The sequence below is a fragment of the Arthrobacter sp. efr-133-TYG-118 genome, from assembly GCF_030209755.1.
Taxonomy (GTDB): domain Bacteria; phylum Actinomycetota; class Actinomycetes; order Actinomycetales; family Micrococcaceae; genus Arthrobacter.
This window is the reverse complement of the sequence record NZ_JARVRH010000029.1, coordinates 1-23,829: the sequence shown is the minus strand read 5'-3', so window position 1 is coordinate 23,829 and position 23,829 is coordinate 1. Positions and strand designations below refer to the sequence as shown.

17 protein-coding genes, 2 tRNA genes and 1 pseudogene are annotated in these 23,829 nt (G+C 64.0%); 8 read left to right on the top strand and 12 right to left on the bottom strand.

Annotation, left to right across the window (positions count from 1 at the left end):
• Positions 1-24: 24 nt before the first annotated feature.
• Positions 25-156: a hypothetical protein gene (locus tag QRN59_RS20855; RefSeq protein ID WP_284984360.1), complete on the bottom strand. Its 132-nt coding sequence runs from the start codon at positions 154-156 to the stop codon at positions 25-27.
• A 170-nt stretch (positions 157-326) separates the two neighbouring features.
• On the opposite strand from QRN59_RS20855, the gene QRN59_RS20850 reads away from it, so the two are divergent.
• On the top strand, positions 327-1,055 hold the full coding sequence (locus QRN59_RS20850) for a FadR/GntR family transcriptional regulator (protein WP_284984359.1): 729 nt from the start codon (positions 327-329) through the stop codon (positions 1,053-1,055).
• Between the two features lie 481 nt (positions 1,056-1,536).
• Here the strand turns inward: QRN59_RS20850 and QRN59_RS20845 are convergent.
• Positions 1,537-1,610: transfer RNA gene (locus QRN59_RS20845), tRNA-Arg, on the bottom strand.
• Between the two features lie 283 nt (positions 1,611-1,893).
• Here QRN59_RS20845 and QRN59_RS20840 point away from each other — a divergent pair.
• The 3 genes from QRN59_RS20840 (at position 1,894) to QRN59_RS20830 (ending at position 7,051) form a co-directional block, all read left to right on the top strand.
• Positions 1,894-3,720 carry a phosphoenolpyruvate carboxykinase (GTP) gene (locus QRN59_RS20840; RefSeq protein WP_284984358.1) on the top strand — a complete coding sequence of 609 codons (1,827 nt, stop codon included), beginning with the start codon at positions 1,894-1,896 and terminating at the stop codon, positions 3,718-3,720.
• A 201-nt stretch (positions 3,721-3,921) separates the two neighbouring features.
• Entirely contained in the window at positions 3,922-6,432 is a 2,511-nt protein-coding gene (locus QRN59_RS20835; RefSeq protein WP_284984357.1) for a PEP/pyruvate-binding domain-containing protein, read from the top strand.
• 1 nt (position 6,433) lies between these two features.
• Positions 6,434-7,051, top strand: a complete 618-nt coding sequence (locus QRN59_RS20830; protein ID WP_284984356.1) for a TetR/AcrR family transcriptional regulator — start codon at positions 6,434-6,436, stop codon at positions 7,049-7,051.
• Between the two features lie 57 nt (positions 7,052-7,108).
• Here QRN59_RS20830 and QRN59_RS20825 read toward each other — a convergent pair whose 3' ends face one another.
• The 4 genes from QRN59_RS20825 to QRN59_RS20810 form a co-directional block, all read right to left on the bottom strand.
• Positions 7,109-8,269, bottom strand: coding sequence for a globin domain-containing protein (locus QRN59_RS20825; RefSeq protein ID WP_284984355.1), 1,161 nt, complete (start codon positions 8,267-8,269; stop codon positions 7,109-7,111).
• Between the two features lie 154 nt (positions 8,270-8,423).
• Positions 8,424-8,873, bottom strand: coding sequence for an RrF2 family transcriptional regulator (locus tag QRN59_RS20820; protein WP_284984354.1), 450 nt, complete (start codon positions 8,871-8,873; stop codon positions 8,424-8,426).
• Positions 8,874-8,897: 24 nt separating this feature from the next.
• A complete protein-coding gene (locus QRN59_RS20815; RefSeq protein WP_284984353.1) occupies positions 8,898-9,350 on the bottom strand; it encodes a hypothetical protein in 453 nt (150 codons plus the stop codon).
• Between the two features lie 27 nt (positions 9,351-9,377).
• Positions 9,378-10,796, bottom strand: a complete 1,419-nt coding sequence (locus QRN59_RS20810) for a phosphomannomutase/phosphoglucomutase (RefSeq protein ID WP_284984352.1) — start codon at positions 10,794-10,796, stop codon at positions 9,378-9,380.
• Between the two features lie 124 nt (positions 10,797-10,920).
• Between QRN59_RS20810 and QRN59_RS20805 the strand changes: the two genes are divergently transcribed.
• The gene (locus tag QRN59_RS20805; RefSeq protein WP_284984351.1) at positions 10,921-13,092 is read left to right on the top strand and encodes a RecQ family ATP-dependent DNA helicase; all 2,172 of its coding nucleotides are present in this window, start codon (positions 10,921-10,923) and stop codon (positions 13,090-13,092) included.
• Positions 13,089-14,528 carry an MFS transporter gene (locus QRN59_RS20800; protein ID WP_284984350.1) on the top strand — a complete coding sequence of 480 codons (1,440 nt, stop codon included), beginning with the start codon at positions 13,089-13,091 and terminating at the stop codon, positions 14,526-14,528. The genes QRN59_RS20805 and QRN59_RS20800 overlap by 4 nt, the downstream gene beginning before the upstream one ends.
• Before the next feature lie 89 nt (positions 14,529-14,617).
• Here QRN59_RS20800 and QRN59_RS20795 read toward each other — a convergent pair whose 3' ends face one another.
• From QRN59_RS20795 to QRN59_RS20785, 3 genes are all read right to left on the bottom strand, one after another.
• On the bottom strand, positions 14,618-15,700 hold the full coding sequence (locus QRN59_RS20795; protein ID WP_284984349.1) for a metallophosphoesterase family protein: 1,083 nt from the start codon (positions 15,698-15,700) through the stop codon (positions 14,618-14,620).
• A gap of 244 nt (positions 15,701-15,944) precedes the next feature.
• Positions 15,945-16,032: transfer RNA gene (locus QRN59_RS20790), tRNA-Ser, on the bottom strand.
• A 131-nt stretch (positions 16,033-16,163) separates the two neighbouring features.
• Positions 16,164-18,425, bottom strand: a complete 2,262-nt coding sequence (locus QRN59_RS20785; protein ID WP_284984348.1) for a prolyl oligopeptidase family serine peptidase — start codon at positions 18,423-18,425, stop codon at positions 16,164-16,166.
• Positions 18,426-18,484: 59 nt separating this feature from the next.
• Here QRN59_RS20785 and QRN59_RS20780 point away from each other — a divergent pair, with 59 nt between their 5' ends.
• Positions 18,485-20,452 carry an FAD/NAD(P)-binding protein gene (locus QRN59_RS20780; RefSeq protein WP_284984347.1) on the top strand — a complete coding sequence of 656 codons (1,968 nt, stop codon included), beginning with the start codon at positions 18,485-18,487 and terminating at the stop codon, positions 20,450-20,452.
• Positions 20,453-20,570: 118 nt separating this feature from the next.
• On the opposite strand, the gene QRN59_RS20775 is transcribed toward QRN59_RS20780, so the two are convergent.
• Positions 20,571-21,350: a VOC family protein gene (locus tag QRN59_RS20775; RefSeq protein ID WP_284984346.1), complete on the bottom strand. Its 780-nt coding sequence runs from the start codon at positions 21,348-21,350 to the stop codon at positions 20,571-20,573.
• A gap of 124 nt (positions 21,351-21,474) precedes the next feature.
• On the bottom strand, positions 21,475-22,353 hold the full coding sequence (locus QRN59_RS20770; protein WP_284984345.1) for an undecaprenyl-diphosphate phosphatase: 879 nt from the start codon (positions 22,351-22,353) through the stop codon (positions 21,475-21,477).
• A gap of 109 nt (positions 22,354-22,462) precedes the next feature.
• On the opposite strand from QRN59_RS20770, the gene QRN59_RS20765 reads away from it, so the two are divergent.
• Positions 22,463-23,236 carry a potassium channel family protein gene (locus QRN59_RS20765; RefSeq protein WP_284984344.1) on the top strand — a complete coding sequence of 258 codons (774 nt, stop codon included), beginning with the start codon at positions 22,463-22,465 and terminating at the stop codon, positions 23,234-23,236.
• Between the two features lie 36 nt (positions 23,237-23,272).
• Here QRN59_RS20765 and QRN59_RS20760 read toward each other — a convergent pair.
• Positions 23,273-23,829, bottom strand: a pseudogene (locus tag QRN59_RS20760) (nitrite reductase (NAD(P)H)); the annotation flags it as partial.

The following is a 23,829-nucleotide window of genomic DNA, read 5'->3' as shown; positions in this document are numbered from 1 at the left end:
CTCGTAAAGAAACTGTAAGGGTGGTCACATGAAGTCGTCAAGCGAGATCTGGATCACTAGTGACCCGAGGAGCGGCCGTTGTGCTGCCGGCGAGGTGCTGCCGATGGGCGTTGCGTCGCGGTTCACCTTGCGAGGTTCGAACTGGGGCTCGGTCAAAAATAAAGGCGAACATCTATCAAGGAGATGGGACATCCGATATTGTATGTTGCGAAGCACTATATCCACGGTGGGCGCTAGGCTCACCTCAACATTAACACCGCACTGATTCCTTGTCCCCGGTCCTGAAAGGATCCGGGCCAGGGATGGGTACTTTTGCAAGGAGAGCCATGACCACTTCCAGTGTCGTTCCGCAGGCGCGGTTCAGCGCACAGGCCCGGCTCAGGGCCCTCCAGTCGGACATTATGGAATTGATCCTCGAACGGGAGCTCGAGGCGGGCGATCCTTTGCCCACGGAAAATGAACTCTCCGTGGCGTTGGGGGTAGGGCGCAACACCCTTCGTGAATCCCTGAAAGTGCTGCAGGCCCTGGGCGTCATCGAGATCCGCCATGGCTTTGGCATGTTCGTCGCCCCGAGCAACTTCGAGGCGCTCGCCGACGGCCTGACGTTCCGGGGCCGCTTGTCCCTGCGCCACCAGGGGCTCGAGGCACTCCAACTCGTGGACGTGCGCCAGGCCCTCGAATCGGGGCTCATCGGCTCATCCATGGACGTGATGACCGCCGAGCAGCTCGCCCTGATCGAAGAGGCCGTCAAGCAGATGGAGGAGCTCGCCCACGCTGGCGAGAACTTCGTAGCCGCCGACGCCGAGTTCCACCGCCGGCTGTTCGAGCCGCTGAACAACGAGCTCCTCATCAACCTCATGGGCGTTTTCTGGAAGGTCTATCGGAAGATCCACGTGGAGATCGGCTCTGCCAACGAAGACCTTGTAGCCACCGCGGCCATGCACCGAAGCATCTACACCGCCGTCGCAACCGGGGACAAGACCGCGGCTGCCGAACTGCTCAACCGTCACTTCGACGGAATCCGCCGCCGCATCAGCGAGGCAGTCGCAGTCTAAGGCCAGGCATCCAAGCGCAAGGGCCGCCGTCGTACTTTCATGAGTACGACAGCGGCCCTTGCCTTGTGTGCCCGCGTCGCCCCTTGCCGCCAAGCGGAGGCCGTGGGTAGGCGTCGGATTCTGCTGGATCATTCCCCTTGCCGAAGGTCTCGGCCGCGTGATTCCAGGGGTGCCGGCCCGTGGCAGCGCCAATGATCCAGCAGAATCGTACGCGCACCTCCGGCATCGAGTGAGGCCTGCCTGGGGTGATGCGGGGAATCCTTCGGTTTCCTAGAGGCCTGCGCCTTCCTGACCTTCTTTGGTTTGGGAAAGCGTTTGCGACACGGCGAGTCTCGTCATTCCGGGGCATTGGCGCGCCAAAGAGGGGCAGGAAGGCGCGTGGAACCCGGAGCAAACGAGGGGAGGGCTGTTCGTCAACCAAACCCGGACCGAAATTTAACGAAAAAAGACCCGCACCGGGACCGGTGCGGGTCTTCATTTGTGCGCCCAGAGGGATTCGAACCCCCGGCCTTCTGTTCCGTAGACAGACGCTCTATCCAGCTGAGCTATGGGCGCATCTTGGTGATTCTCGGGAGTTTCAAACTCGCTCCCCCCTCGAACCTCAATAAACTTTACGCGAGATCCCTGTTGCTGCCAAATCGACGCGATGTAATCTACCTAACTAGACCGGTCTATGTGACCTTAGTCACTAAATTCAGCGTATCTCTGACGTGGATCCTTGATTTTTAGGGGTTTTGCTCCGAAATGGTCAAGAGATCCCATGTCCGAACCCAGATTGGTCTACTCCGCGCCCCCTAGCATTTAGGACACACCACTGAACCCGAGGAAGGGAACCACGATGGGCGATCTGGCGCGACTGCCGCTGCTTGAGAAGGCACCTACTACGCATGCACGCCTGTTGGCCTGGGTGGAGGAAGTAGCCGAGCTGACACAGCCGGACCGCATCCACTGGGTTGACGGCAGCGAAGCTGAAAACAAGAAGCTGACCGACGAACTCGTTGAGGCCGGCACCCTGAAGAGGCTGAACCAAGACCTTTTCCCCAATTCTTTCGCTGCATTCTCCGATCCCGCGGACGTAGCTCGTGTGGAAGAGCAGACCTTCATCTGCTCCGAGAAGGAGCACGACGCCGGCTTCACCAACAACTGGATGGCTCCGGCTGAGATGAAGCAGAAGCTGCGCGGGCTGTTCGCCGGCTCCATGCGCGGCCGCACCATGTACGTCATTCCGTTCGTCATGGGCCACCTGGATGCCGAAGATCCGAAGTTCGGCGTCGAGATCACCGACTCCGCCTACGTTGTTGCCTCGATGCGCATCATGGCGCGCATCGGCACCGACGTCCTTGAGCGCATTACGCAGACCGACGCTTTCTTCGTCCCCGCGTTGCACTCCCTGGGCGCTCCGTTGGAAGCCGGCCAGGCTGACGTCGCATGGCCCTGCAACCCCGACAAGTGGATCGTGCACTTCCCGGAAGAGCGCTCCATTTGGTCCTTCGGCTCGGGTTACGGCGGCAACGCCCTCCTCGGCAAGAAGTGCTACGCCCTGCGCATCGCGTCAGTCATGGCCCGCGACGAAGGCTGGCTGGCGGAGCACATGCTCATCCTGAAGCTGACTTCGCCTGAGCAGAAGACCTACTTCATCTCTGCGGCGTTCCCCTCCGCTTGCGGCAAGACCAACCTCGCGCTGCTCGACCCCACCATCAAGGGCTGGAAGGTCGAGACCCTCGGCGACGACATCACCTGGATGCGCTTCGGCAAGGAAGGCGAGCTGCGTGCCGTCAACCCCGAGGCCGGCCTGTTCGGCGTCGCTCCCGGCACCGGTTGGGGTACCAACCCCAACGCCATGCGTGCCATCGCGAAGGGCAACAGCATCTTCACCAACGTTGCCCTGACCGACGACGGCGGCGTCTGGTGGGAGGGCATGACGAAGGAAACTCCGGCGCACCTGACCGATTGGCAGGGCAACTCTTGGACCCCCGAGTCCGACAAGCCTGCTGCACACCCGAACTCCCGCTTCTGCACCCCGATCGACCAGATCGACATGCTGGCCGAGGAGTACTTCAGCCCCGACGGCGTAGAGCTCTCCGCGATCCTCTTCGGCGGCCGCCGCAAGACCACCATCCCGCTGGTCACCGAGGCCCGCGACTGGTCCAACGGAATCTTCATGGGTTCCACATTGTCCTCCGAGACCACGGCTGCTGCGGCCGGTGCCGTTGGCGTCGTGCGCCGCGACCCCATGGCAATGCTGCCGTTCATCGGCTACGACGCAGGCGACTACCTCAACCACTGGGTCAACCTGTCCGCCAAGGCCAACCCGGAGCGGCTGCCCAAGATCTTCCTGGTCAACTGGTTCCGCCGCACTGCCGAGGGTGGCTTCGCCTGGCCTGGCTTCGGCGACAATGCCCGCGTCCTCAAGTGGGCCATCGAGCGGCTCGAAGGCAAGGCCGACGCCGTCGAGACTCCCATCGGCTTCGTGCCGACCGGCGAGTCCATCGACCTCGAAGGCCTGGACATGACCCCAGCCGAGGTGGAAGCCGCAGTGCGCGTCGACGCCTCCGAGTGGAAGACCGAACTGGCATCGATCGAGGAATGGTATGCAAAGTTCGGCGGGTCCCTGCCAGCCGCGCTCCTCTCCGAGCTCGACGGCCTGAAGGCCCGCCTGGCCTAGACCACCAGCACGTCCGACGGCGGTTCCGCACTGAGGTGCGGGACCGCCGTCGTCGTTCCCGCATCTTGGAGCAGCCGTTGCGGAGCATTGTGCCGCGATTGGCGCCAGAGTAGTTTTTAGAGAACCAGTAGTTCTCTATTTCCGGGGGTCCGGGCCGTGGACGATGCCCAGCAGCACACAAAAGAGTCCGCTACTGCGCCCTTGGCAGATTTCGGTGTGGGGGATGTCGCCGTTGCCGGTGGAAAAGGTGCCGCGCTGGGCGAGTTGGTGCGTCAAGGGTTTCCGGTGCCGCCGGGCTTTGTCATCACCACGGGCGCGTACCTGTCCTACCTGGCGGAAACGAACGTGGGTGCCGCGCTGGGCGGCTTTCTGTCCGTGCCCGATGAAGCCCCCGACGGCGGCGACGGCACCGGTAGTGCCGCCCTGCGGGCCCTCTTTGCTGCGGCGGACATGCCCGAGGGGCTGCGGCAGGAGATCCTCGATGCCTATGCGAGGCTGGGCGGCGGGGCGGTCGCGGTCCGGTCCAGTGCCACGGCGGAGGATCTTCCGGGAGCCGCGTTCGCCGGTCAGCAGGATACCTATCTCAACGTGCTGGGCGGGGACGACGTTGTCCGGGCAGTCGCCAATTGCTGGGCATCGTTGTGGACGGACCGGGCCATGGCCTACCGCCGACGGCAGGGGATAGATGCGCACGATGTGGCGATCGCCGTCGTCGTGCAAAAAATGGTTCCGGCCGCCATTGCGGGCGTCCTGTTTACTGCGAACCCGGTCACGGGCGAGCGCGGCGAGATGGTTGTGGACGCGAACCCCGGGCTGGGGGAAGCCGTGGTCTCCGGGCGGGTGACTCCGGAGCATTATGTCCTGGACGCCTCGGGGAAAGTGCTGAGTTTCACGCCCGGTGGCCGCGAAGTGGTGATCAGCGCGGCTGAGGGCGGCGGCACGCAAGAAAGCTCCGGTACGCAAAGCGCGAATCACGGGCTCGCCGCGGAGGAATTGGCGGAATTGGCCAGGCTGGGAAAGAAGGCCCAACAGCAGTTCGGCCGACCACAGGACATCGAATGGGCGGTGGCCGGCGGAACGCTGTACGTGCTGCAGTCGAGGCCGATGACCGCGCTACCGCCCCAACCGCCCGTCCTCAACGCGGTACAACGTCGGGTGGGACCGTTCTTCATCGAGATGTTCCAGGAACGGCCCTATCCCTTGGATGTATCCGGCTGGATGAGTCGGGGAATCCTTGCCATGCTTCACGGCATGGCCGGGAGCGTGGGCGTGGTCTTCCCTGCAGTGGAGAAGTTGCTGCCGGAGGAAGACGGGGTGGTGGTTCAGCTCATCCCGCCTGTGCCGCGCCCGACCATCCGAACGCTTGCCGCGCCGGCGTCCTTGCTGCGCCGGGCGAGGCGATTCAAAGCCGGCGCCTGGACCCGGGATCCTCGTTTCTCCGTTTTCATCGACAACATTGAACGACTGAATGGCCAGGACCTCGGCCCCCTGCGGTGGCGTGCGGTCGTTGCATGTGCGCAGGAGTGCTTCGCCGCGATGCAGGGCATGACGGACTTGCGGGTCTCCTACTTGCCCGGCATCCTGGTGCCGGTGCTGAAAATGCGTTTCATGCTCTTGCTCCTTGGCAAGACAAAGCTTGCGCCTGCGTTGATCGCGGGGGCGGAAACCCGGACGAGCCAGGCCAACCGGGCTCTTGAACGGCTCGCTTCCATTGCGGCGGATGATCCTGTGCTGTCCCGTGCCTTGCTTGGTCCAGGACCGCGGGAGCTCCTGGACCTGGTAGAAAAGGAACCCGAACATCGTGCATTCCGCGAGGCTTTCGAGGCGTTCCAGCTTGAGTACGGCCACCGCGAAACCACGAGCATTGTCCTGAGTAGTGCGCCCACGTGGTCCGACGCCCCCGAGGTGGTTCTTGGCCTCGTGAAGGCCTTGTCCGGACAGCGGCCCCAAACCGTTGATCACGCCGGGAATGCGCTTGCGGAATTGAAACGTCATCCGGCTCTCCGCTTCGAGCCGTTGCGACGAAGGGTGTTCGACGCCGTCGGGTCTGCCCAAGCCGGAATGGCGTTCCGCGAGGACAGCCACTTCTACGCCACCAAAGCCATCCCGCCGATCCGCAGGGCTTACCGGGAGCTCGGCCGGCGGCTGGTGCTGGCCGGCGTGATCGATGAGCCCGACGAGATCTATCACCTGCGGTTCGAGGAACTGGAGTCCATCACAGACGACGACGACGGCGCGCTGCCGGCTTCACTCCGTGACCGTTTCCGGCCGCTGGTGCTGGCTCGCGCGGCAAAGCGGCGCGGGCTCGAAGGCATACCGCTGCTCGATCCGGCTTTGCTCTTTGCTCGAGGCCGCCAGGGCCGCCAGGTGGAAGGTGCCCTCGTCTCCGGTACTGCAGCCAGCCGCGGCCAGGCGACCGGTCCGGTCCGGGTGATCCGCGGACCGGCCGAGTTCGGACGGCTGCGCAGCGGAGAGGTCCTCGTCTGCCCTTACACCAACCCCGCCTGGACGCCGCTGTTCCAACGGGCCGCCGCGGTTGTGGTGGACGCCGGCGGGCTCGGTTCGCATGCGGCGATCGTCGCGAGGGAATACGGAATTCCAGCCGTTATGGGCACCGGCTCGGGCACCAGCACCTTGGCCGACGGCCAGCAAGTACTCGTGGACGGAACCCTGGGGGTGGTTCTCCCGGCCGCATCGGCGGAGAGATCTTGAGATGCCGCAGCAGCGGGACCATCGGAAGCTGCCGCGCCGCCGCGGGGCGGCCCTGAACAGCGCAATCTTCGAGGCAGTCCGGGCAGGGATTGCTGAATCCGGCTACGCCGCGTTGACCATGGACAGCGTGGCTGAGCGTGCCAGGGCGGGTAAAGCTTCGCTCTACAGGCGGTGGCCCGGACTCGCGGCCTTGGTGCTCGAGGCAGCCTACGATGCCATGCCCGGCCCGGCGTCCGCGCCGGACACCGGCAGCCTGCGCGAAGACGCCCTGGCGATCCTGCGGCTCGTGGCCCAACAACTCGAAGGGACAGTGGGGCAAGCCATGCGGGGGCTATTGGGGGAGGCGCTCCAGAATCCGGCGGTGGCGGCTGAGGTCCAGGAGTACGCCCGGGGCAACGTAGCAAAGATCATGCGGGCCATCATTGATCAGGCCGCGGCGCGCGGCGAATGCGATCCCAGCGTGGCCACGGAGACGAGGATCGAGGCTGGCCCCGCCTTGCTGCGGCAGCGGTTCATCTTCTCTGGAGTGCCGATCGATGACGATTATTTGGTGCGGGTAGTGGACGAGGTGATGCTGCCGTTGTTGGGTGTCAGCCCGCCGGGGGCGCCGGCGGACTGACCCGACTGACTCGCAGTTGTTGTCGTATTGGGGTCTCTGAACGACAACTAATGCTCGCTAGTTGGCGAGCCAGATATCCGGTCCGAAGACTTCGTAATGAATTCTCGTGGCGGGGATTCCGGCGTTGATGGCTTCGTTGCGGATGTGCTTCATGAACGGCAGCGGTCCGCACAAGTACAGCGAGGTGTCGGCTGGAAGATCCACTTCGCGCAGTGACATGAAGCCCGCTTTGGACCCGGCCTGTGGTTCCTCCAGCCAGAGCTGGAGTTCTGCACCATCCAAGCGGTCGACGTCGTCCGTCATCTGGCCGCGCAACGCCCAGCTGTCCAGATTGCTCTCCGCGTGCAGGACCAGCACTTGGCGGTCGGAGCCGGAATCGGCGAGCGAGCGCAGGATGGAAGCCGTGGGCGTGCAGCCGATGCCGGCCGAGGCGAGGACCACGGGACCGCTGCCCTCCTTGAGCGTGATCTCACCGTAGGGGTTGGAGATCTCCAGGACATCGCCCACCTCAACGGTGTTGTGCAGCACCGGCGAGACTTCGCCGCCGTCGTCGATCTTGGTCGTGAAGCTGCGGCTGGTGCCGGCGTGGCCGGAAAGTGAGTACTGACGAACCTGGCGCAAGCCGTCCGGGAGTGTGACCTTGACACTGATGTATTGGCCCGGAAGTGCTGCGGTGATCGGGGTGTCGTCGGCAGGCTCCAGGGTGAAGGTCATGGACCCGGTGCCTGCGGGAGTCTTGGACGCAACCTTCCAGGGGCTCCACATCTTTCCGTTGGCCTGCGCTGCGTAGAGTCCCTTTTCGAGCTTGATCAGCGCGTCCGCCATGAGCCAATAGACCTCTGTCCAGGCTTCGGCGATTTCAGGGGTGATGACCTCGGCCAGGTCCTCTGCGATGGCGGCGAAGAGGTGCTCGTAGACCACTTGGTACTGCGGTTCGGTGATTCCGAGGGAAGCGTGGCGGTGTGCAATGCGGGACAGAACTGTTTCCGGCAGGGTTCCGGGGTTGCTCACCAGATGGCTTGCAAAGGCGGCGATGCTTCCAGCGAGGGCCTGCTGTTGGTTGCCGGAGCGCTGGTTCGAACGGCTGAACAGCCCATCGAGCAGTTCCGGGTGCGCAGCGAAGAGTCGGGAGTAGAACTTGGGGGTGATATCGCCGATCCGGGCGCCGACGAGCGGCAACGTGGCTTCGATGACGGGGAAGGACTTGTCCGAGAGCATAGGAACTCCTGTCGTAATGGCCCGCGGGGTGCATACGGACCGGGATCAATACTTGTATCTAAAATGCAAGTATCTATATCTAATTTCTACACGTCGTAGAAGTATTTGGCTAATCGACAGCCCGGAAGTGACAGATCCCCGCTGCAAGCCGTGCTTACAGCCCGGGGCGTAACCCGATCGCCTGGAATGCCGGCGCCATTTGCCGCGGGCGCGGCAGGGAGGAGACGACGACGTCGTCCAGCTCCCGGTAGAAGGCTTCCCTCGCGCGCGCCAAGGCATGACGCAAGCCGCATTCCGTGATCAGGGGGCAGTCACCATGGGGGGATTGGCACTCGGCGGGGTCGAGCCTGGTATTCAGTTCCCGCAGGATCTGGCCAACGGTGGCTCGCTGCCCGGCGGCGCTGAGCCGGGATCCGCCCTTGCGGCCGCGCTCGACGTCGATGAGGCCCAGCTCCCGGAGCCGAACAATGGCCTTGCTGACGTGGTGGTAAGGAGTCCCCACGGCGTCTGCGATGTTCTGGGTCGTCAGTAGTTCTCCTGCGGGCGCGGACGAGAGAACCAGGAGCGCACGCAGGCTCACATCAGCGAAGGCATTGATCTTCATGCCCTCAAGCTTACGGAGTAAGGTCTAGTCCACCCATACGAGGGGTTCATTGGTGTCGGCTTCGGCGTTGTCAAAGGTGAAGCCTTCGGCGGTCTGGACGTAAGGGACAACGGCTGCGAGGAGACCACCGCTGCGATGCTCGGCCGCGGCGTGGATCCCGTCCGAGCCGTGTTCCGGAAGGATTACATCGCTCGCAATCGCCACCGCACGGTATTGGTCACGGCCTTGGCGCAGCAATTCGAGGATGTCTGCCAGCATCGACTCTGTGTCGACGTTTCCCTCGTCGTCTGGCTCTTCAGGCGTTACGAAGAGGATCCGAAGTTCGTGGTCCTCGGCGAGCGTGACTGCGAAGGGCAGGAAGCCACCGTTTTGTTCCAGGTGTTCCTGCGCTGTTGCCAAGGCGGCCCCAAGTGTTTCACGCACTTCGCGGAGTTCGTGTTCCTCCGTGCTTTCGAGGCCGTTGATCTGGGGATTCATGCTGATGCTCGCCTTCGGGGCTGCCGGCTAGGACCGGACCAGTGCGAGGACGCGGTCCCGCACCTTTTCCATCGTGGCAAGATCCTTCGCCTCGGCGTTCAGCCGCAGGAACGGCTCTGTGTTGGACGGACGCAGATTGAACCACCAGCTGCCGTCCTTCGCGGTGAAGGTGCTGCCATCCATGGTGTCCACGTCGACGTCTTCGCGATCAAATTCGGCGCGGACCCTCTCAACGGCTCCTGCCTTGTCTTCGATTTCGGAATTGATTTCACCGGAAGAGACATAAGGCTCGTACTGGCGGCCAAGGTCGGACAGCGGGCCATCCTGCTCGCCCAATGCCGCCAAGACGTGCATGGCCGCGAGCATGCCGGTGTCCGCGTTCCAAAAATCGCGGAAGTAGAAGTGCGCCGAGTGTTCGCCGCCGAAGACGGCTCCTTCTTCGGCCATGACAGCCTTGATGAACGAGTGCCCCACACGTGTGCGCACAGCCCTGCCACCATCCGTCGCGACCAGCTCCGGGACTGCCCGCGAGGTCAGCAGGTTGTGGATGATCACGGGGGTCTTTTCACCTGCGGCCTGTGCGCGGGCGATTTCCCGGCGCGCAACCATTCCGGTGATGGCAGACGGCGACACGGGTTCGCCCTTCTCGTCAATCACGAAGCAACGGTCGGCGTCGCCGTCGAACGCCAGGCCGATATCCGCACCGTGCTCGATGACTGCGGCTTGCAGATCGCGAAGGTTTTCGGGCTCAAGCGGATTGGCGGGGTGGTTCGGGAAAGAGCCGTCCAGCTCAAAGTACAGGGGGACGATCTCGAACGGCAGGGCAGGAAGCAACTGGTCACCAAGCACTGCGGGAGTGGTCAGCCCGGCCATGCCGTTTCCTGCGTCGACGACGATCTTCAGCGGACGGGAGCCCTTGAGGTCGACCAGGCTGCGCAAGTACTCGGAGTAGTCCTTCAGGACATCGCGTGTGCTGATCTTGCCTTGGACATCTGCAGCAGGGATGCTGCCGCTGTTGAGGTAGTTCTCCGCCAGCGCCTGGATTTCCTTGAGGCCTGTTTCGGAGGAGATCGGCTGGGCGCCGGCCTTGGACATCTTGATGCCGTTGTACTCGGCGGGGTTGTGGCTTGCGGTGAACGTGGCACCGGCCGCATTGAGGGCACCGCAAGCGTAGTAGAGCTCGTCGGTGGAGATGAGGTCCAGGAGCTGGACATCGGCGCCGCGGCGCGCGGCGCCGTCGGCGAATGCCTTGATGAATTCGGGAGATGACGGGCGCATGTCGCCGCCAACCAGCACAGTCTCCCCGGCGAGGCCGAGGGTGTCGACGAAGGCCGCGCCGACGGATTCCACGATGTGGGATGTGATGGATTCGCCGACGATTCCCCGGACGTCATAGGCCTTGAAGGAAGCCGAGAGGTCAAATGTCTTGTTCTGCTCGCTAGTCACGCGCTCAATCTTACTGTGGAGCGAGGTGGTCACTGCGCCGGGAGGTCATCTATGTGGAAAACGCTTGTCAACATAGATGACCTCCCGGGTTCTGGCTGTCTGCGGGTGCTGGAATACTGAAGCCATGCCCAACAACCCGGATGCTGCCCTACTCGCAGCAGAACAGTCCACCACCCGGATGCAGGCCCTTGAAGTCTTGAAGGAGCTTGTGGGAAATGCGGACGCCCGATTCCACGACGGCCAGTATGAGGCGATAGAGGCCCTCGTCGACGCTGGACGGCGCGCTTTGGTGGTGCAGCGGACGGGCTGGGGCAAGTCGGCTGTGTACTTCGTCTCGTCGTTGTTGTTGAGGCGCCGCGGCGCAGGGCTCACCCTCATCGTTTCGCCGCTGCTCGCACTCATGCGGGACCAAGTGGCAGCAGCCGCACGTGCCGGGGTACGGGCCGTAGCGATCAACTCCGCCAACCAGCTTGAGTGGGACAACGTCCGCGGGCAACTCGCCGCGGACGAGGTGGACGTTCTCCTGGTTTCGCCGGAACGGCTCACCAATCCTTCGTTCCGGGAAAACCAGCTTCCCGAGCTCATCCGCCGCACGGGTCTCCTGGTGATTGACGAGGCGCACTGCATTTCGGACTGGGGGCACGATTTCCGTCCCGACTATCGGCGCATCGCCGATCTCATCGAGCAACTGCCCGGCAGTGTTCCCGTGCTGGCCACCACGGCGACGGCCAACTCCCGGGTGGTCCATGACATCGAAGAACAGCTCGGCGCCGGAGTGCTGACCATCCGTGGGGAGCTTGGCCGGGAGTCCTTGCGGCTGGGTGTCTTGAAGCTCGCCGACTCGCGGGATCGCCTTGGCTGGTTGCTGACCCATCTGGCAGACATGCCAGGCAGCGGAATCATCTACACCCTGACCGTTTCGGCCGCTGAAGACACGGCCCGGCTGCTCTCCGAGGCAGGCCACAACGTCTTGTCCTACACCGGGAGGACGGACCCCGCGGATCGTGAACGGGCCGAGCAACTCCTCAAGGACAACCAAGTGAAGGCGCTGGTGGCCACTTCGGCGCTCGGCATGGGCTTCGATAAGCCGGATCTCGGGTTCGTTATCCACCTTGGTGCCCCGTCATCGCCGGTGGCTTACTACCAGCAAGTTGGCCGTGCCGGCCGCGGCGCCGCAAATGCCGATGTGCTCCTCCTGCCTGGATCCGAGGACCGCGAGATCTGGCAGTACTTTGCGACTGCTTCAATGCCCTCGGAGGAAAAGGCCGCAGCCGTACTCAACGTCTTGGCCGAATCCGGCTCTGCCTTGTCCACGGTGGCCCTCGAAGCGCGGGTGGACCTGCGCCGAACGCCTTTGGAACTCCTGCTGAAGGTCCTGGCCGTGGATGGAGCGGTGGAGCGCGTCAGCGGTGGGTGGAGGTCCACGGGGCGGCCGTGGATCTACGACGCCGAACGCTACGCCCGCATCGCCGAGGCCCGTGTGGACGAGCAGGATTCCATGGTGATTTACCAGGACACCGCTGGATGCCGCATGGAATATATCACCGCGGTCCTGGACGACGAATCCGCACGTGCATGCGGCCGTTGCGACAATTGCGCCGGCAAGTGGTTCCCAGCGGACGTGGCAGCAGCGGCCGCCGACGCCGCCGGGCAGACCCTTCGGCGCGCGGGTCTTGCGCTCGAACCACGGCTTCAATGGCCCAGTGGCATGGACCGGCTGGGCGTGACGGTGAAAGGCAAGATCAAGGCCGAGGAGTTGCTGGCCGAAGGACGCGTCCTGGCCCGCCTGACCGACCTCGGCTGGGGTGGTGCCCTCCGTGAGCTCTTCGCTGCCGGGGCGGCTGACCGCGAGGTTGAACCTGCCATGCTGCAGGCCTGCGTGCAGGTGTTGCGGGAATGGTCTGCCGGAGACGGCCGATCCACCGGGTGGAGCGGCCAAGGGCGTCCGGCAGCCGTCGTGAGCATCCCCTCCAGGAACAAGCCGGCGCTGGTCGAATCCTTGGCCCGCGGCATAGCCGGCATCGGCCAGATGCCGTATTTGGGTTCCCTTCAACTTCAGCATGGGGGACCCACAGGCGGGCGCGGTGGCAACAGCGCCTATCGGCTGGCCGGTGTCTGGGAGCGCCTCGTGGTGGGTTCCGAACTTGGACAGAGCCTTGCGTCGCTAGGCGGTCAAGGCATCCTCCTGGTCGATGACCTGGCGGACAGTCGCTGGACAATGACCGTTGCCGGCCGCGCCCTCAGGCAAGCCGGGGCAGGATCGGTGTTGCCTCTCGTCCTCGGCCAAGCAGCGTGACCGGCGCAGTCCCGGACGTCCAGTCCGAATCCAAGTGGCAGCCACGGCTCGCGTTGCTGGTCGCAGCCACCTTCTTCATGGAGTTCCTTGACGGAACAGTCCTTACTACTGCCATGCCGAGCATCGCCGCCGACTTCAAAGTGGTCTCGGCCGATGTCAACATCACGATGACTGCCTACCTGGTGACTGTGGCCATGGGAATTCCGCTCAGCAGCTGGCTCGCTGAACGCTTTGGTGCGCGTCGGATCTTCTGCCTGGCGATCGCCGTGTTCACCGTGGCCTCGCTGTTGTGCGCGGCCAGCCAGGACCTCACCCTGTTGACCTTGAGCCGTGTGGCACAGGGGGCCGGCGGAGCCATGATGGTGCCGGTCGGGACTCTCGTGGTGCTGCGGGGCACGCCCAAGTCGGAGCTCCTCCGCGCCACGGCATTCCTTGTGTGGCCCGGGTTGCTGGCCCCCGTTTTGGCGCCGCTTGTCGGCGGAGCTTTCACAACCTATCTTTCCTGGCACTGGATCTTCCTGATCAACGTACCGCTGGGGCTTGCTGCGTTCATCGCAGCCCTGAGGCTGGTTCCGCGAACGGGAGGCGATGCCGCCCGGCGGCTCGACTGGGTGGGGCTCACGCTTACCACCTTCGGCGTCGGATCGCTTGTGGTGGGCCTTGAAGGGGTTGGTGGTCATGGCGCGGGCGCGGTCCCGGCCGCCGTGCTGTTGGCCGGAGCACTTGCTTTGGCCGGAGCGGCCTGGTGGATGCTCAAAGCCAAGGCTCCGCTCTTCGATCTCCGGGTTTTCGCCACGCGAACGTTCCGGGCCACCTCCACCGGAGGGTTCGTCTATCGCCTGACCATCAGCTCGGTGCCTTTTCTGCTGCCGCTGTTGTTCCAGGACGGCTTTGGCTGGGATCCACTCAAATCCGGTGCCATGGTGGCCGCGGTGTTCATCGGCAATATCGGGATCAAGCCCGCCACGACGCCCATCATTCGGCGGTTCGGCTTCAAACCCGTGTTGGTCTTCGCCTCTTTCGCCTCGGCCGTCACCTTTGCCGCTTGTGCAGCGCTCAACGCAGGAACCCCGGAGCCGTTGATCTTTGTCTTGCTACTGGCCAGCGGGGCCTTCCGCTCGATCGGATTCTCAGCGTACGCCTCCGTGCAGTATGCGGATATCGTCCCCGGGGAGCTTCCCTCGGCCAACGCCGTGTCAGCTACGTTGGTGCAACTGGCCGCGGGTGGCGGTATTGCCGTGGGTGCGCTCTTCCTGCGTCTCTTCGACCATGTGTCGCTCTTCGGCGACGGCCCGTCCTCGGCGTACCGTGGTGCCTTCCTCGCCATGGCTGCCGTGATGCTCTTGAGCACAGCGGACAGCCTCACGCTGCACCGGCACGCCGGAGCTGAAGTCAGTCGCAGTGTTGTGGGCAAACCCGAGAAACGGCGGGGCTAGGGGTGCTTGGGGAGGCCAGCCGCCGGAACCTCCACCACGGAGATTCCGGCGACTTTTGGCTGCCCGGCGTCCTGCTTGGATTGCTTTAGCTACGAGGCCGGGTGCGTGAATGGGATCCGGTCGAACGACATGACGTTGGTTGCATCCTCCGGGTTGACCGTGACCTTGAGCCAGTCCTTCGCATTGTTGGATCCATCCACGGTGATTCGCGTCAGGTTCTTCGCCGCAGTGGCCTGGCCGTAGAAAGACAGCCACGTCGAACCTGCCGCGAGGGGGTGGTCCTGGTTGTACACGTGGCTGTCACCGTTGATGAGATAGACCGGGCCGCCGAACGCGTTCGATTCCTCAATCAAGGTCTGCACCAGGGGCTTGAAAGCACCAAAATCCGTTTGGGAAGGGGCCGCGACTGTCGGGTCGAACATGTCCGCCTGCGTCATCACGACGACGGCCCGGTCACCGTTATTCCGCGCCTTGCGGAAGGTATCCCTCAACTCCTGGATGTCAGCATCGGTCCTCTGCTGTACCTCGTTAAGTTGGGCGGCCGTGGGCTGGGTCTGGCCAAGTCCCGTCCACGGCAGCATCGAATTATTGCTCCCCGGAATGTTGACGGCAGTGAAGGCGACCTCATGCTTGCGGAAGCTGACGTTCTCCGGGAAGCCTTCCTTTGCCTGTGACTTCACCGTCATCGGTGCGCCAAGTGTGAATCCGGGCTTCGGGAAGAAGACTTCCCGGACCTTGGCCAGTCTTTCCAGGGGGTTGTAGGCGCCGTTGTTCGTTCGGTGGCAGTCAGTCCACTCGTTGTCGCCCGGGGTGTAGACGAGCGGGGTGGTAAAGCTGTCAAAGTTCTTCTTGATGGCGTCGAAGTACTGGTCGGTGCACTGTGAGGATCCATTCTTGATATCGCCCACGTGTGCTACGAAACTCAGTTCCTTGTGCGCATTCAGGTCCTGAATGTAGGACGGGAAGGCCTGGATCTCAGCGGCACCGTAAGGCACGTCGCCGATCACGCCGAAGCTGAAGCCCTCAGTGTTGCCTTGGTGTCCGTTGCCGGTAGAGGCGTTTTGTCCTGAGTTGCTGCCGTCATTGGCCGCCAGTGCAGGCGACGTGAGCAACGTGGTTGACAGCAGGACGGCCCCAACCGTTGCGATCGCGAATCTGGTCATTGAACGCATGAATCTCTCCTCGTCGTTGGTCTCCGTTACCCGGACGAGGTTATTGGCGCGAGCTGAATTCAAGGAGTCGGAGACATGAATCTTCCCTGCCAGGATCCGCCGCGAAAGACCTTGGAACGCAAAAAGGCCCTTGAACGCAAAAAGGCCCGGGAACGCAAAAAGGCCCTTGAACGCAAAAAGGCCCTTGAACGCAAAAAGGCCCGGGAACGCAAAAAGGCCCCGGTCAGGGACCGGGGCCAAAACGCGGAGACGGGGGGATTTGAACCCCCGGTGGAGTTGTGCCCCACACTTCATTAGCAGTGAAGCCCATTCGGCCGCTCTGGCACGTCTCCAGTTGCTATTGCTAGCCAACCAAGGATACGCAGAACTGGGCACCCAGTGCAAAACGGGGGCGCGGGGCGCCGCACCGCCGCCTGTCGGACCTGGCGCGGACCGCCGTCGGGCGCGCTCCGTCGTGGGTGCGCTAGTGCCCTGAGCCCTCCTTGCCCGCAAGCGCCCGCCACAGGAAGTGCTGGCTGCGGGCTTGGAGCGAGGCAGCCTGGCGGTTGTCCGAGGCTCCCGCGTGACCGCCTTCAAGTGCCTCGTGGAACCACACGTTCGGGATGCCCATTGCCTGCATCCGGGCTGCCATCTTCCGCGCCTGCACCGGGCCTACACGGTCATCGGAGGTTGCCGTCCAGATGAACGTCTCCGGGTACTCCACGCCGTCGCGCAGCAGGTGGTACGGCGAGAAGGTGCGGATGTACTCCCACTGTTCAGGGACGTCGGGGTCGCCGTACTCGGCAATCCAGGAGTAGCCGGCCGAAAGCTTGGTGTAGCGGCGCATGTCCAGCAACGGGACGCCGCAGGAGATGGCTCCGAACAGCTCCGGGTACTGGGTCAGCATGTTGCCCACCAGCAGTCCGCCGTTGGAGCCGCCCACGCAGCCGAGCCGCCGCGGGCTGGTGACGCCGCGCGAAATGAGGTGCCGCGCCACCGCGGCGAAGTCCTCGAACGCGCGGTGTCGATTCGCCTGCAAGGCCGCGCGGTGCCAAGCGGGACCGTATTCGCCGCCGCCGCGGATGTTGGCTACGACGTAGACGCCGCCACGTGAATGTGCCGCGGAGCCGTCTTCGGTCGTGATGCTTTCGCTCCGGCGCTCCAGCCAGGCGCGCCCGATGGCTCCGCTGTAGGCCGGGGTCCTTGAGACCTCGAACCCGCCGTAGCCCGAGAGCTGTGTGGGGTTCTCGCCGTCGAGGTCAAGATCTTTGGACGCCACCTGGAAATAGGGCACGCGCGTGCCGTCCGCGGAGGTGGCAAAGTGTTGCTGGACCTCGTAGTCCGTCTCGTTGAAGAACGACGGCGAGGACTTCACCACCGCGTGGGTGCTGGACACTCCGCCGTCGTGGCCTGCCTCGAGCGTGTAGCTGGCGATCCCGGGGGACAAGGTGCCGCGCATGAGCGTGGTGGGGGTGGTGAAGCCGGTAGCCACGAGCCAGTAGTCGTTGCCGGCATCGTCGCCTTCTGCTTCGTCCTCGTCGTCGACGGCGTAGGCGTTCACATCGTGCAGTGGCGGGCACGCATCCAACAAAGTCGAGGCCCACCTGCCGGCGGAGTCCTTGTGGGCTGGGTCGAGCACCCTGATTTCGGAAGAGACGTCGTGCAGCAGGTTCAGGAGGAGGTAGTTCCGGGTCCAACTCCACGACTGGAGGGACGTGTGCTCATCCGGGGTGAAAAGCACCGTGAAGTCGCGCGCCCCGGACAGATAGCCCTCAAAGTCGGCGGCCAGGAGAGACCCGGCGGCGTAGGTGGTTCCGTCCACGTTCCAGTCCCGCCGTGGACGGAACATGAGCCATTCGCGGTGGGAACTGAGGTTGACGTCCGTGGGGACATCAATGGCGAGCCACGCGTCGTCACGCAGCACGGAAGTGGTCCGGTTGAAGAAGTCGATCCAGTCGACCGCGAACGTACGTTCGAAACCCGGGGTGGAGTCGTGGGCGACGAGGGCCATCATGTGGTCTTCGGGGATCTCGAAAATCCGTTCGGCTTCAACCAGGGATTGGCCCCGACGGAGCTTCACGCCGGTGCGCGAGTAGGACGAGCTGGTCTTCGGCAGGCCGTCGGCGGTGGTGGCAACCAGCAGGGTATCGGCGTCGAGCCAGCTCACGTTGCCCTTCGCGGTCGGGAGGTCGAAACCGCCTGCGGCAGGGTCCACGAAGGTGCGGGTCTCGACGTCGAACTCACGGTGGCGGTTGGCGTCACCGCCGTCGGGGGAGAGGGCGATGATGGCGAGGCGGTGCGGTTCGCCTTCGGCCGGGCGCATGAAGTTGGCGCCGTGGAAAACCCACTCTTCGCCTTCAGAGGCCGCCAGGGCATCGATGTCGAGCAGGACGTCCCATTCCGGCGCGTCGCGGAGGTAGCTTTCCCAAGTTGTGCGGCGCCAGAGGCCCTTGGGGTTCTGCTGGTCCTTCCAGAAGTTGTAGTAGTGCTCGCCACGCTTGTTGACCATGGCGATCCTGTCCGTGGAGTCCAGAACCTCCAGGATTCCGGCTTCCAAGGCGGCGTAGTCGGCGTCGTCGAGCAAGTCTTCGGTGCGGGCATTTTGCTCCCGCACCCAGGCCAGCTGTTCCTCGCCGTGAATGTCTTCGAGCCAGATATTCTCGTCGACAGGCTCGGGGGCGATTGCGGTTCCCTGGGCAGTTTCGTTGTCGGGCGCGGGCGCTTGATCAGCTGCTGTGGTGGTCATCCCCCATCCTAGGGGGACTGTCTGAGAAGGAAGCAAGTCACAAGAAGTTAGGCTTGGGCGTGGGTAAATCGCAGAACATTCGGGTCGGGCTGATCGGGGCAGGCCCCCGCGGCACCAGTGTGCTGGAGCGTTTGCTCGCCAATTGGGCTGCGACGGAAACCCCAACGCGATCCCTGCACATCGACGTCGTGGACCCCTATCCCGCCGGCCCCGGGCACGTCTGGCAGCCCGGTCAGTCCCGGCTGTACCTCATGAACACGCAGTCTTTCTACCCCACACTGATCCCGGAGGACGAGCGACTCGCGCCACCCTTGGCCGGCGGCTCCTTTGAGCAGTGGCGGGCGGAGCAACGGTCCGTCGGCGGACCGGGCCTGAGCCCTGAGGAACGGGCCGAACTTGTCGCGCTCGCTTCCCACGACTTTCCCAGCCGTGCCCTGTACGGGCGGTATCTGCGCTCGACGCTGGAGGAGCTGCTGGACCGTGTCCCGGCCGGCGTTGAGATCGCCTTTCACCCGAACAACGCCGTGGCTGCGCGTCCCCTGCCGGGCGGGCCGGCGGGCGGAGGGTTCGACGTCGAACTCGACGACGGGTCTCGGCTCACCGTGGATTCCCTCGTCCTCGCGCTGGGCCACCTTGAATCCCGACTCAACCCGGAGCAGCGTTCGTTCAGGGAAGTGGCGGCGGAGCTCGGGCTGTTGTACGTGCCGCCGGCCGCACCTGCCGACGTGGACTGGGCACTGGTCCCGGACGGGGAGACGGTCCTGGTCCGGGGCATGGGCCTCAATTTCTTCGACGTCATGGGCCAGCTGACCGAAGGCCGCGGGGGACAGTTCGTGCCGGCCGAAGACGGTCTCCAGGGGAAGCTCAAGTACTTGCCTTCGGGCCGGGAACCGAAGATCGTCGCGGCATCCAGGCGTGGCACCCCGTACCGGGCCAAGGCCGGCTTGGACGGTTACTATCCCAAGTCCGTGCGCTTGCGGTATCTGACCGAGAGCGCGGTGGAACGCTTCGCCGCGGCCGGAATCCAACCTGGCTTCGATCACGACCTTTGGCCCCTCCTGCATCGGGACGCCCTGTGGGCTTACTATTCAACATTGATCGTGGCGGAACCTGTAGCAGTGTCTGATGCGACTGAATTCCTTGCGGCCTTGGAAGACTTGTTGCGGCCACACGCGCATGCCACCGGGCGATGGGAAAACCAAGTCGCGGAGTTGGTCTCCACCCACGTAGCGGCGTCGCGCCGCCTTGACCTGCTGGGCCTCGCGGCGCCCTTGGCCGGGCATTCCTTTGCCTCCAGGAAGGAACTCGATGCCGCCGTCGTGGACTATCTGGACGACGACGCCCGCCGCTCCGCGCTCGGGGAAGCAGATCCCGTGAAGATGGCCATCGGTGCGTTGCACACGGGAAGGGCCATCCTGAAGAGTGCCGTGGCCGACGGCGGCATCACGGACGAATCGTGGGTTGGCGAACTGAGGGGCTGGTTCGAGTCCTTCGTTGAGGGACTCGCGAGCGGTCCGCCCGCCCTGCGCGCCGAACAATTGGCCGCTTTGGCGCGTGACGGCGTCGTGAGTTTCGTCGGCCCGGATCCGCGATTCAGCGTTGATCATTCCAAAGGCGTCTTCCGCGCGGTGTCTGCCTGGGTGCACGCCGACGCCGCGGAAGCCAGGACACTGATTGAGGCGATGTCCCCGGCGAACCGGGTGGGCGTGAGTGTTTCTCCGTTCCTGCGGCAGTTGCTCGCCGACGGATTGGTGCGGCCCAAGGTGATGATGACTGCCGAGGGAACGCCGGTGCAGACCTCCGGGTTGGATGTCCAGCCGCACCCTTACCGATTAGTGGGCGCCAACGGTTCCGTGACCCGGGGGATGTACGCCCTTGGCTTGCAGCTCTCCTCGACCCAATGGGGGACGGCCATCGCCGCCGAAGCCCGGCCTTCCGAAGGCATCACCTACCGAAGCGGCCAACGGACCCTCCGCGATGCGGACGAAATCGCCAGGGACATGCTCGGCCTTCCTCTCCAAAAATGAGCATGCTCCCCTAAGAAAAATGAGCATGCTCCCCGCCCGATCCGACGAGTGGACATAAGCCTGATATGTCCATTCGCCGGAGCCGGGGGAGAGCATGCTCATCCGAGATGTTGCGGGCTTATGAAGCCTGGTTTTCGATGAGTTTGAAGATCGCACCCGTTGGGTCGGTCAGGGTGGCCATCCGGCCGTAGGGAGTGTCCTCAGCTGCCTGAACGACCGTGGCGCCCAAGCCGGTGGCCTGCTCGATGGTGGCATCGACCTTGTCCACCGCGAAGTAGACGCCCCAGTAGGATGGCACCTCAGCCGGGAGGAAACCGGAAGCATCCATGATGCCGGCCTTGGAGTCGTCGCCCGCCCCGAGCGTGGTGTAACGGAACTCCGGGGTATCGCCCACGACGGTCGTTTCCCAGCCGAAGACGTTCTGGTAGAAGGAAACGGCCGAGTCGTACTCCTTTGCAAAGAGCTCATGCCAAGCGGGCGCGCCTGTTTCGGCAGCCAGCTGATAGCCCTTCATCTCGCCGAACTGCCAGGCACCGATGGCTGCTCCGGAGGAATCGGCGTACATGGCCATGGTTCCCTGGTCAGGCACTTCCATGGGTTCCATATAGACCTGGCCGCCGTTGGCGACGGCAGCTTCGGTGGTCGCCTTGATGTCGTCAGTGCGCAGGTAGGTGGACCAGACATCGGGCATCTGGGCCATGTCTTCCTGCTTCTGCATGATCCCGGCCACCATCTTGCCGTCCTTCGAGGCCGTGATGTAGCCACCGTACTTTTCCTGGTCCCCGGTCTCGTAGGTCCAGCCGAAGAGCGTGTTGTAGAAGGACTTTGCCTTCTCCGGGTCCGAGGTCATCAGGTCGATCCAGCAAGGTGAGCCGGGGGTGATGTCAGGCGTGGGCATGTTTGCTCCTGTGTCGTTACCGCGGTTGTTACCACGGTTTCATGAGTGGGTGGTGGAGACAGACAAAACCCTATGCGGGGCCTCTGACAGTTTCAATGCCTTGGGTCAATGCCTTCAGCGGAACCTAGCCCATGACGAGCATCAAGATGAAGTAGATCGCGCCGCCAACCACCGAGTAGATGGCGAAGGGCGTCAGGGTCCGGGTCTCAAAGAAACGAAGCAGGAACTTGGTGGCGAACCATGCGGCCACACCCGCGCACAGCGCACCCACCAGGAACACGCCGCGCTCGTCGGCCATGGCCGGGGTGAAGAGGTCAGGCAGCTTGAGCACGGCGGCCGCGCCGATGATCGGCGTCGCGAGCAGGAAGCTGAACCGTGCGGCGTTCTCGTTGTTCAGCCCGGACAGCAGGCCGCCGGCCATTGACGAGCCGGAACGGGAGATTCCCGGGATCAGGGCGGCCGCCTGGGCGGTTCCGATTCCCAAGGCACGCTTCCACGACAAGGTTGCGATTTCGGCGTCGGAAGCCGTTGCAGTCACCGGCTGCGCCGCCGCGCGGCGGTTTTCCCTGGTCCGCAGACGTTCGGCCGCAAAGAGGACAAGTCCGTTGACCACCAGGAAGGCGGCGGCGATCAGCGGGGAACCGAAGAGGTTCCGAATGGGCTTTTCAAGGACCAAACCGATGATTCCGGCAGGCACGGTTCCAACCACGAGGAGCCAGCCGAGCTTTGCATACGTGTCTGACGGAGCAATCTTCCTGTCCCGGATGGAACGCCCAAGACCCTTGGCGATTTCAATCCAGTCCCGGAGGAAGAAGAAGAACAGCACCACTGCTGTAGCCAGGTGGGTGGCTATGAGGAAGTTCAGGAATTCCGGCGCCTTCTGGTCCAGGCCCCAACCGAATAGTTTGGGCAAGATGACGCTGTGGCCGAGGCTGGAAATCGGGAAGAGCTCAGTGATTCCCTGCAACAGGCCCATAACGATGGCCTGGATCATATTAATCATGGGTTCGATCCTAGCCAGTGCCGGTTACTGGGAGATGAACGTTTGCTGGGAGGCAGCCGAGTGCCAGCAGATGAACGCGGCCAATAGGGCAGGTGGCTAGTATCGACGGATGACCCAAGAGCGATGGCGGCAGGTTTCCGAATGGCCGATGGTGGCGGCAGCAGTGCTGTTCCTGGTGGCCTACTCGTTCCAGGTGATCGCCAATCTTAGCGAGGCCCAATCCACGGTTGTTGACACCATCATCTGGGTCACCTGGCTGGTGTTTGCCCTGGACTATGCGATGTGCCTCCTCTTGGCGCGTCGTCGCGCCCAGTGGTTCGTGAGGAACCTGCACGAATTGCTGATACTGGCACTCCCGGTCCTGCGGCCCCTGAGGCTGCTGCGGCTCGTGACACTGCTTAAGCTGCTTCATCGCACCGCCGGGAACGCCATGCGGGGCCGCATCCTCACTTTTGTCCTTGGGTCCGCGGCCCTCTTGACATACTGTGGTGCGCTCGCCGTGCTTGACGCGGAGGAGAACGCCGCGGGCGCCAACATCACCAACTTCGGCGATGCCATCTGGTGGGCGATGGTCACCATCACCACCGTCGGCTACGGGGACCACTACCCGGTGACGGTTGTGGGCCGCTGCGTTGCCGGAGGTTTGATGGTCTGTGGAATCGCTGTCCTGGGCGTCGTGACCGCCTCGGTTGCCTCGTGGCTCGTTGAACAGGTCTCCTCCGGAGCTGCGGCGGCCGCGACAGTCGCCGAGGAGCCCATGAAACAGGAGATCCGCCGGTTGGCCGAGCAGGTCGAGCGCCTAAGCGCGCTTTTGGAAAAGCCCGACGGCGAGCCACGGGGCGGCGTGGTTGGAGCCCGCGGCGACCACTCGCCGTCGCCCTAGCTCGCCGTCCGCGTAGCCCGCCGTCGAGGTGCGTTCTTAGTCCCTTCCGCGGACGGGGATGCTCGCGGAAGAGATCAGGACGGCGCTCTTTTCTTCGTTGGTGGCGGGGCGGATCTGGCCGCGCTCGGGGACGAAGACGATGGCCTCGTCTTCCTGTTCGGGGGCGTTGACGAAGGAGCGGAAGCGGCGGAGCCGTTCCGGGTCTTTCAGGGTCGCGGCCCACTCGTCCTCGTAGGACCCGACGTGCTTGGCCATGGCGGCTTCGAGCTCGCCGGCGATGCCGAGGGAGTCCTCGACGACCACCTGGCGCACGTGCTCGAGGCCGCCGTCGAGCTCCGTCTGCCAGTGAGCCGTGCGCTGGAGGCGATCGGCGGTGCGGATGTAGTACATGAAGTAGCGGTCGATGTACTTCACCAGGGTCTCGTCGTCCAAGCCGCCGGCGAGGAGCTGGGCGTGGGCGGGGTTCGCGCCGCCGTTGCCACCGACGTAGAGGTTCCACCCTTCCGCAGTCGCGATGACGCCGACGTCCTTGCCACGCGCTTCGGCGCATTCGCGGGCGCAGCCGGAGACGCCCATTTTGAGTTTGTGCGGGC

Bases quoted from the DNA above. Each gene is read 5' to 3' on its own strand.
- QRN59_RS20840 (WP_284984358.1), top strand. From the start codon at position 1,894: ATGGGCGATCTGGCGCGACTGCCGCTGCTTGAGAAGGCACCTACTACG.
- QRN59_RS20765 (WP_284984344.1), top strand. From the start codon at position 22,463: ATGACCCAAGAGCGATGGCGGCAGGTTTCCGAATGGCCGATGGTGGCG.
- QRN59_RS20815 (WP_284984353.1), bottom strand. From the start codon at position 9,350: ATGAATCCCCAGATCAACGGCCTCGAAAGCACGGAGGAACACGAACTC.
- QRN59_RS20785 (WP_284984348.1), bottom strand. From the start codon at position 18,425: ATGACCACCACAGCAGCTGATCAAGCGCCCGCGCCCGACAACGAAACT.
- QRN59_RS20825 (WP_284984355.1), bottom strand. From the start codon at position 8,269: ATGCTCTCGGACAAGTCCTTCCCCGTCATCGAAGCCACGTTGCCGCTC.
- QRN59_RS20770 (WP_284984345.1), bottom strand. From the start codon at position 22,353: ATGATTAATATGATCCAGGCCATCGTTATGGGCCTGTTGCAGGGAATC.
- QRN59_RS20820 (WP_284984354.1), bottom strand. From the start codon at position 8,873: ATGAAGATCAATGCCTTCGCTGATGTGAGCCTGCGTGCGCTCCTGGTT.
- QRN59_RS20805 (WP_284984351.1), top strand. From the start codon at position 10,921: ATGCCCAACAACCCGGATGCTGCCCTACTCGCAGCAGAACAGTCCACC.
- QRN59_RS20830 (WP_284984356.1), top strand. From the start codon at position 6,434: ATGCCGCAGCAGCGGGACCATCGGAAGCTGCCGCGCCGCCGCGGGGCG.
- QRN59_RS20850 (WP_284984359.1), top strand. From the start codon at position 327: ATGACCACTTCCAGTGTCGTTCCGCAGGCGCGGTTCAGCGCACAGGCC.
- QRN59_RS20775 (WP_284984346.1), bottom strand. From the start codon at position 21,350: ATGCCCACGCCTGACATCACCCCCGGCTCACCTTGCTGGATCGACCTG.
- QRN59_RS20795 (WP_284984349.1), bottom strand. From the start codon at position 15,700: ATGCGTTCAATGACCAGATTCGCGATCGCAACGGTTGGGGCCGTCCTG.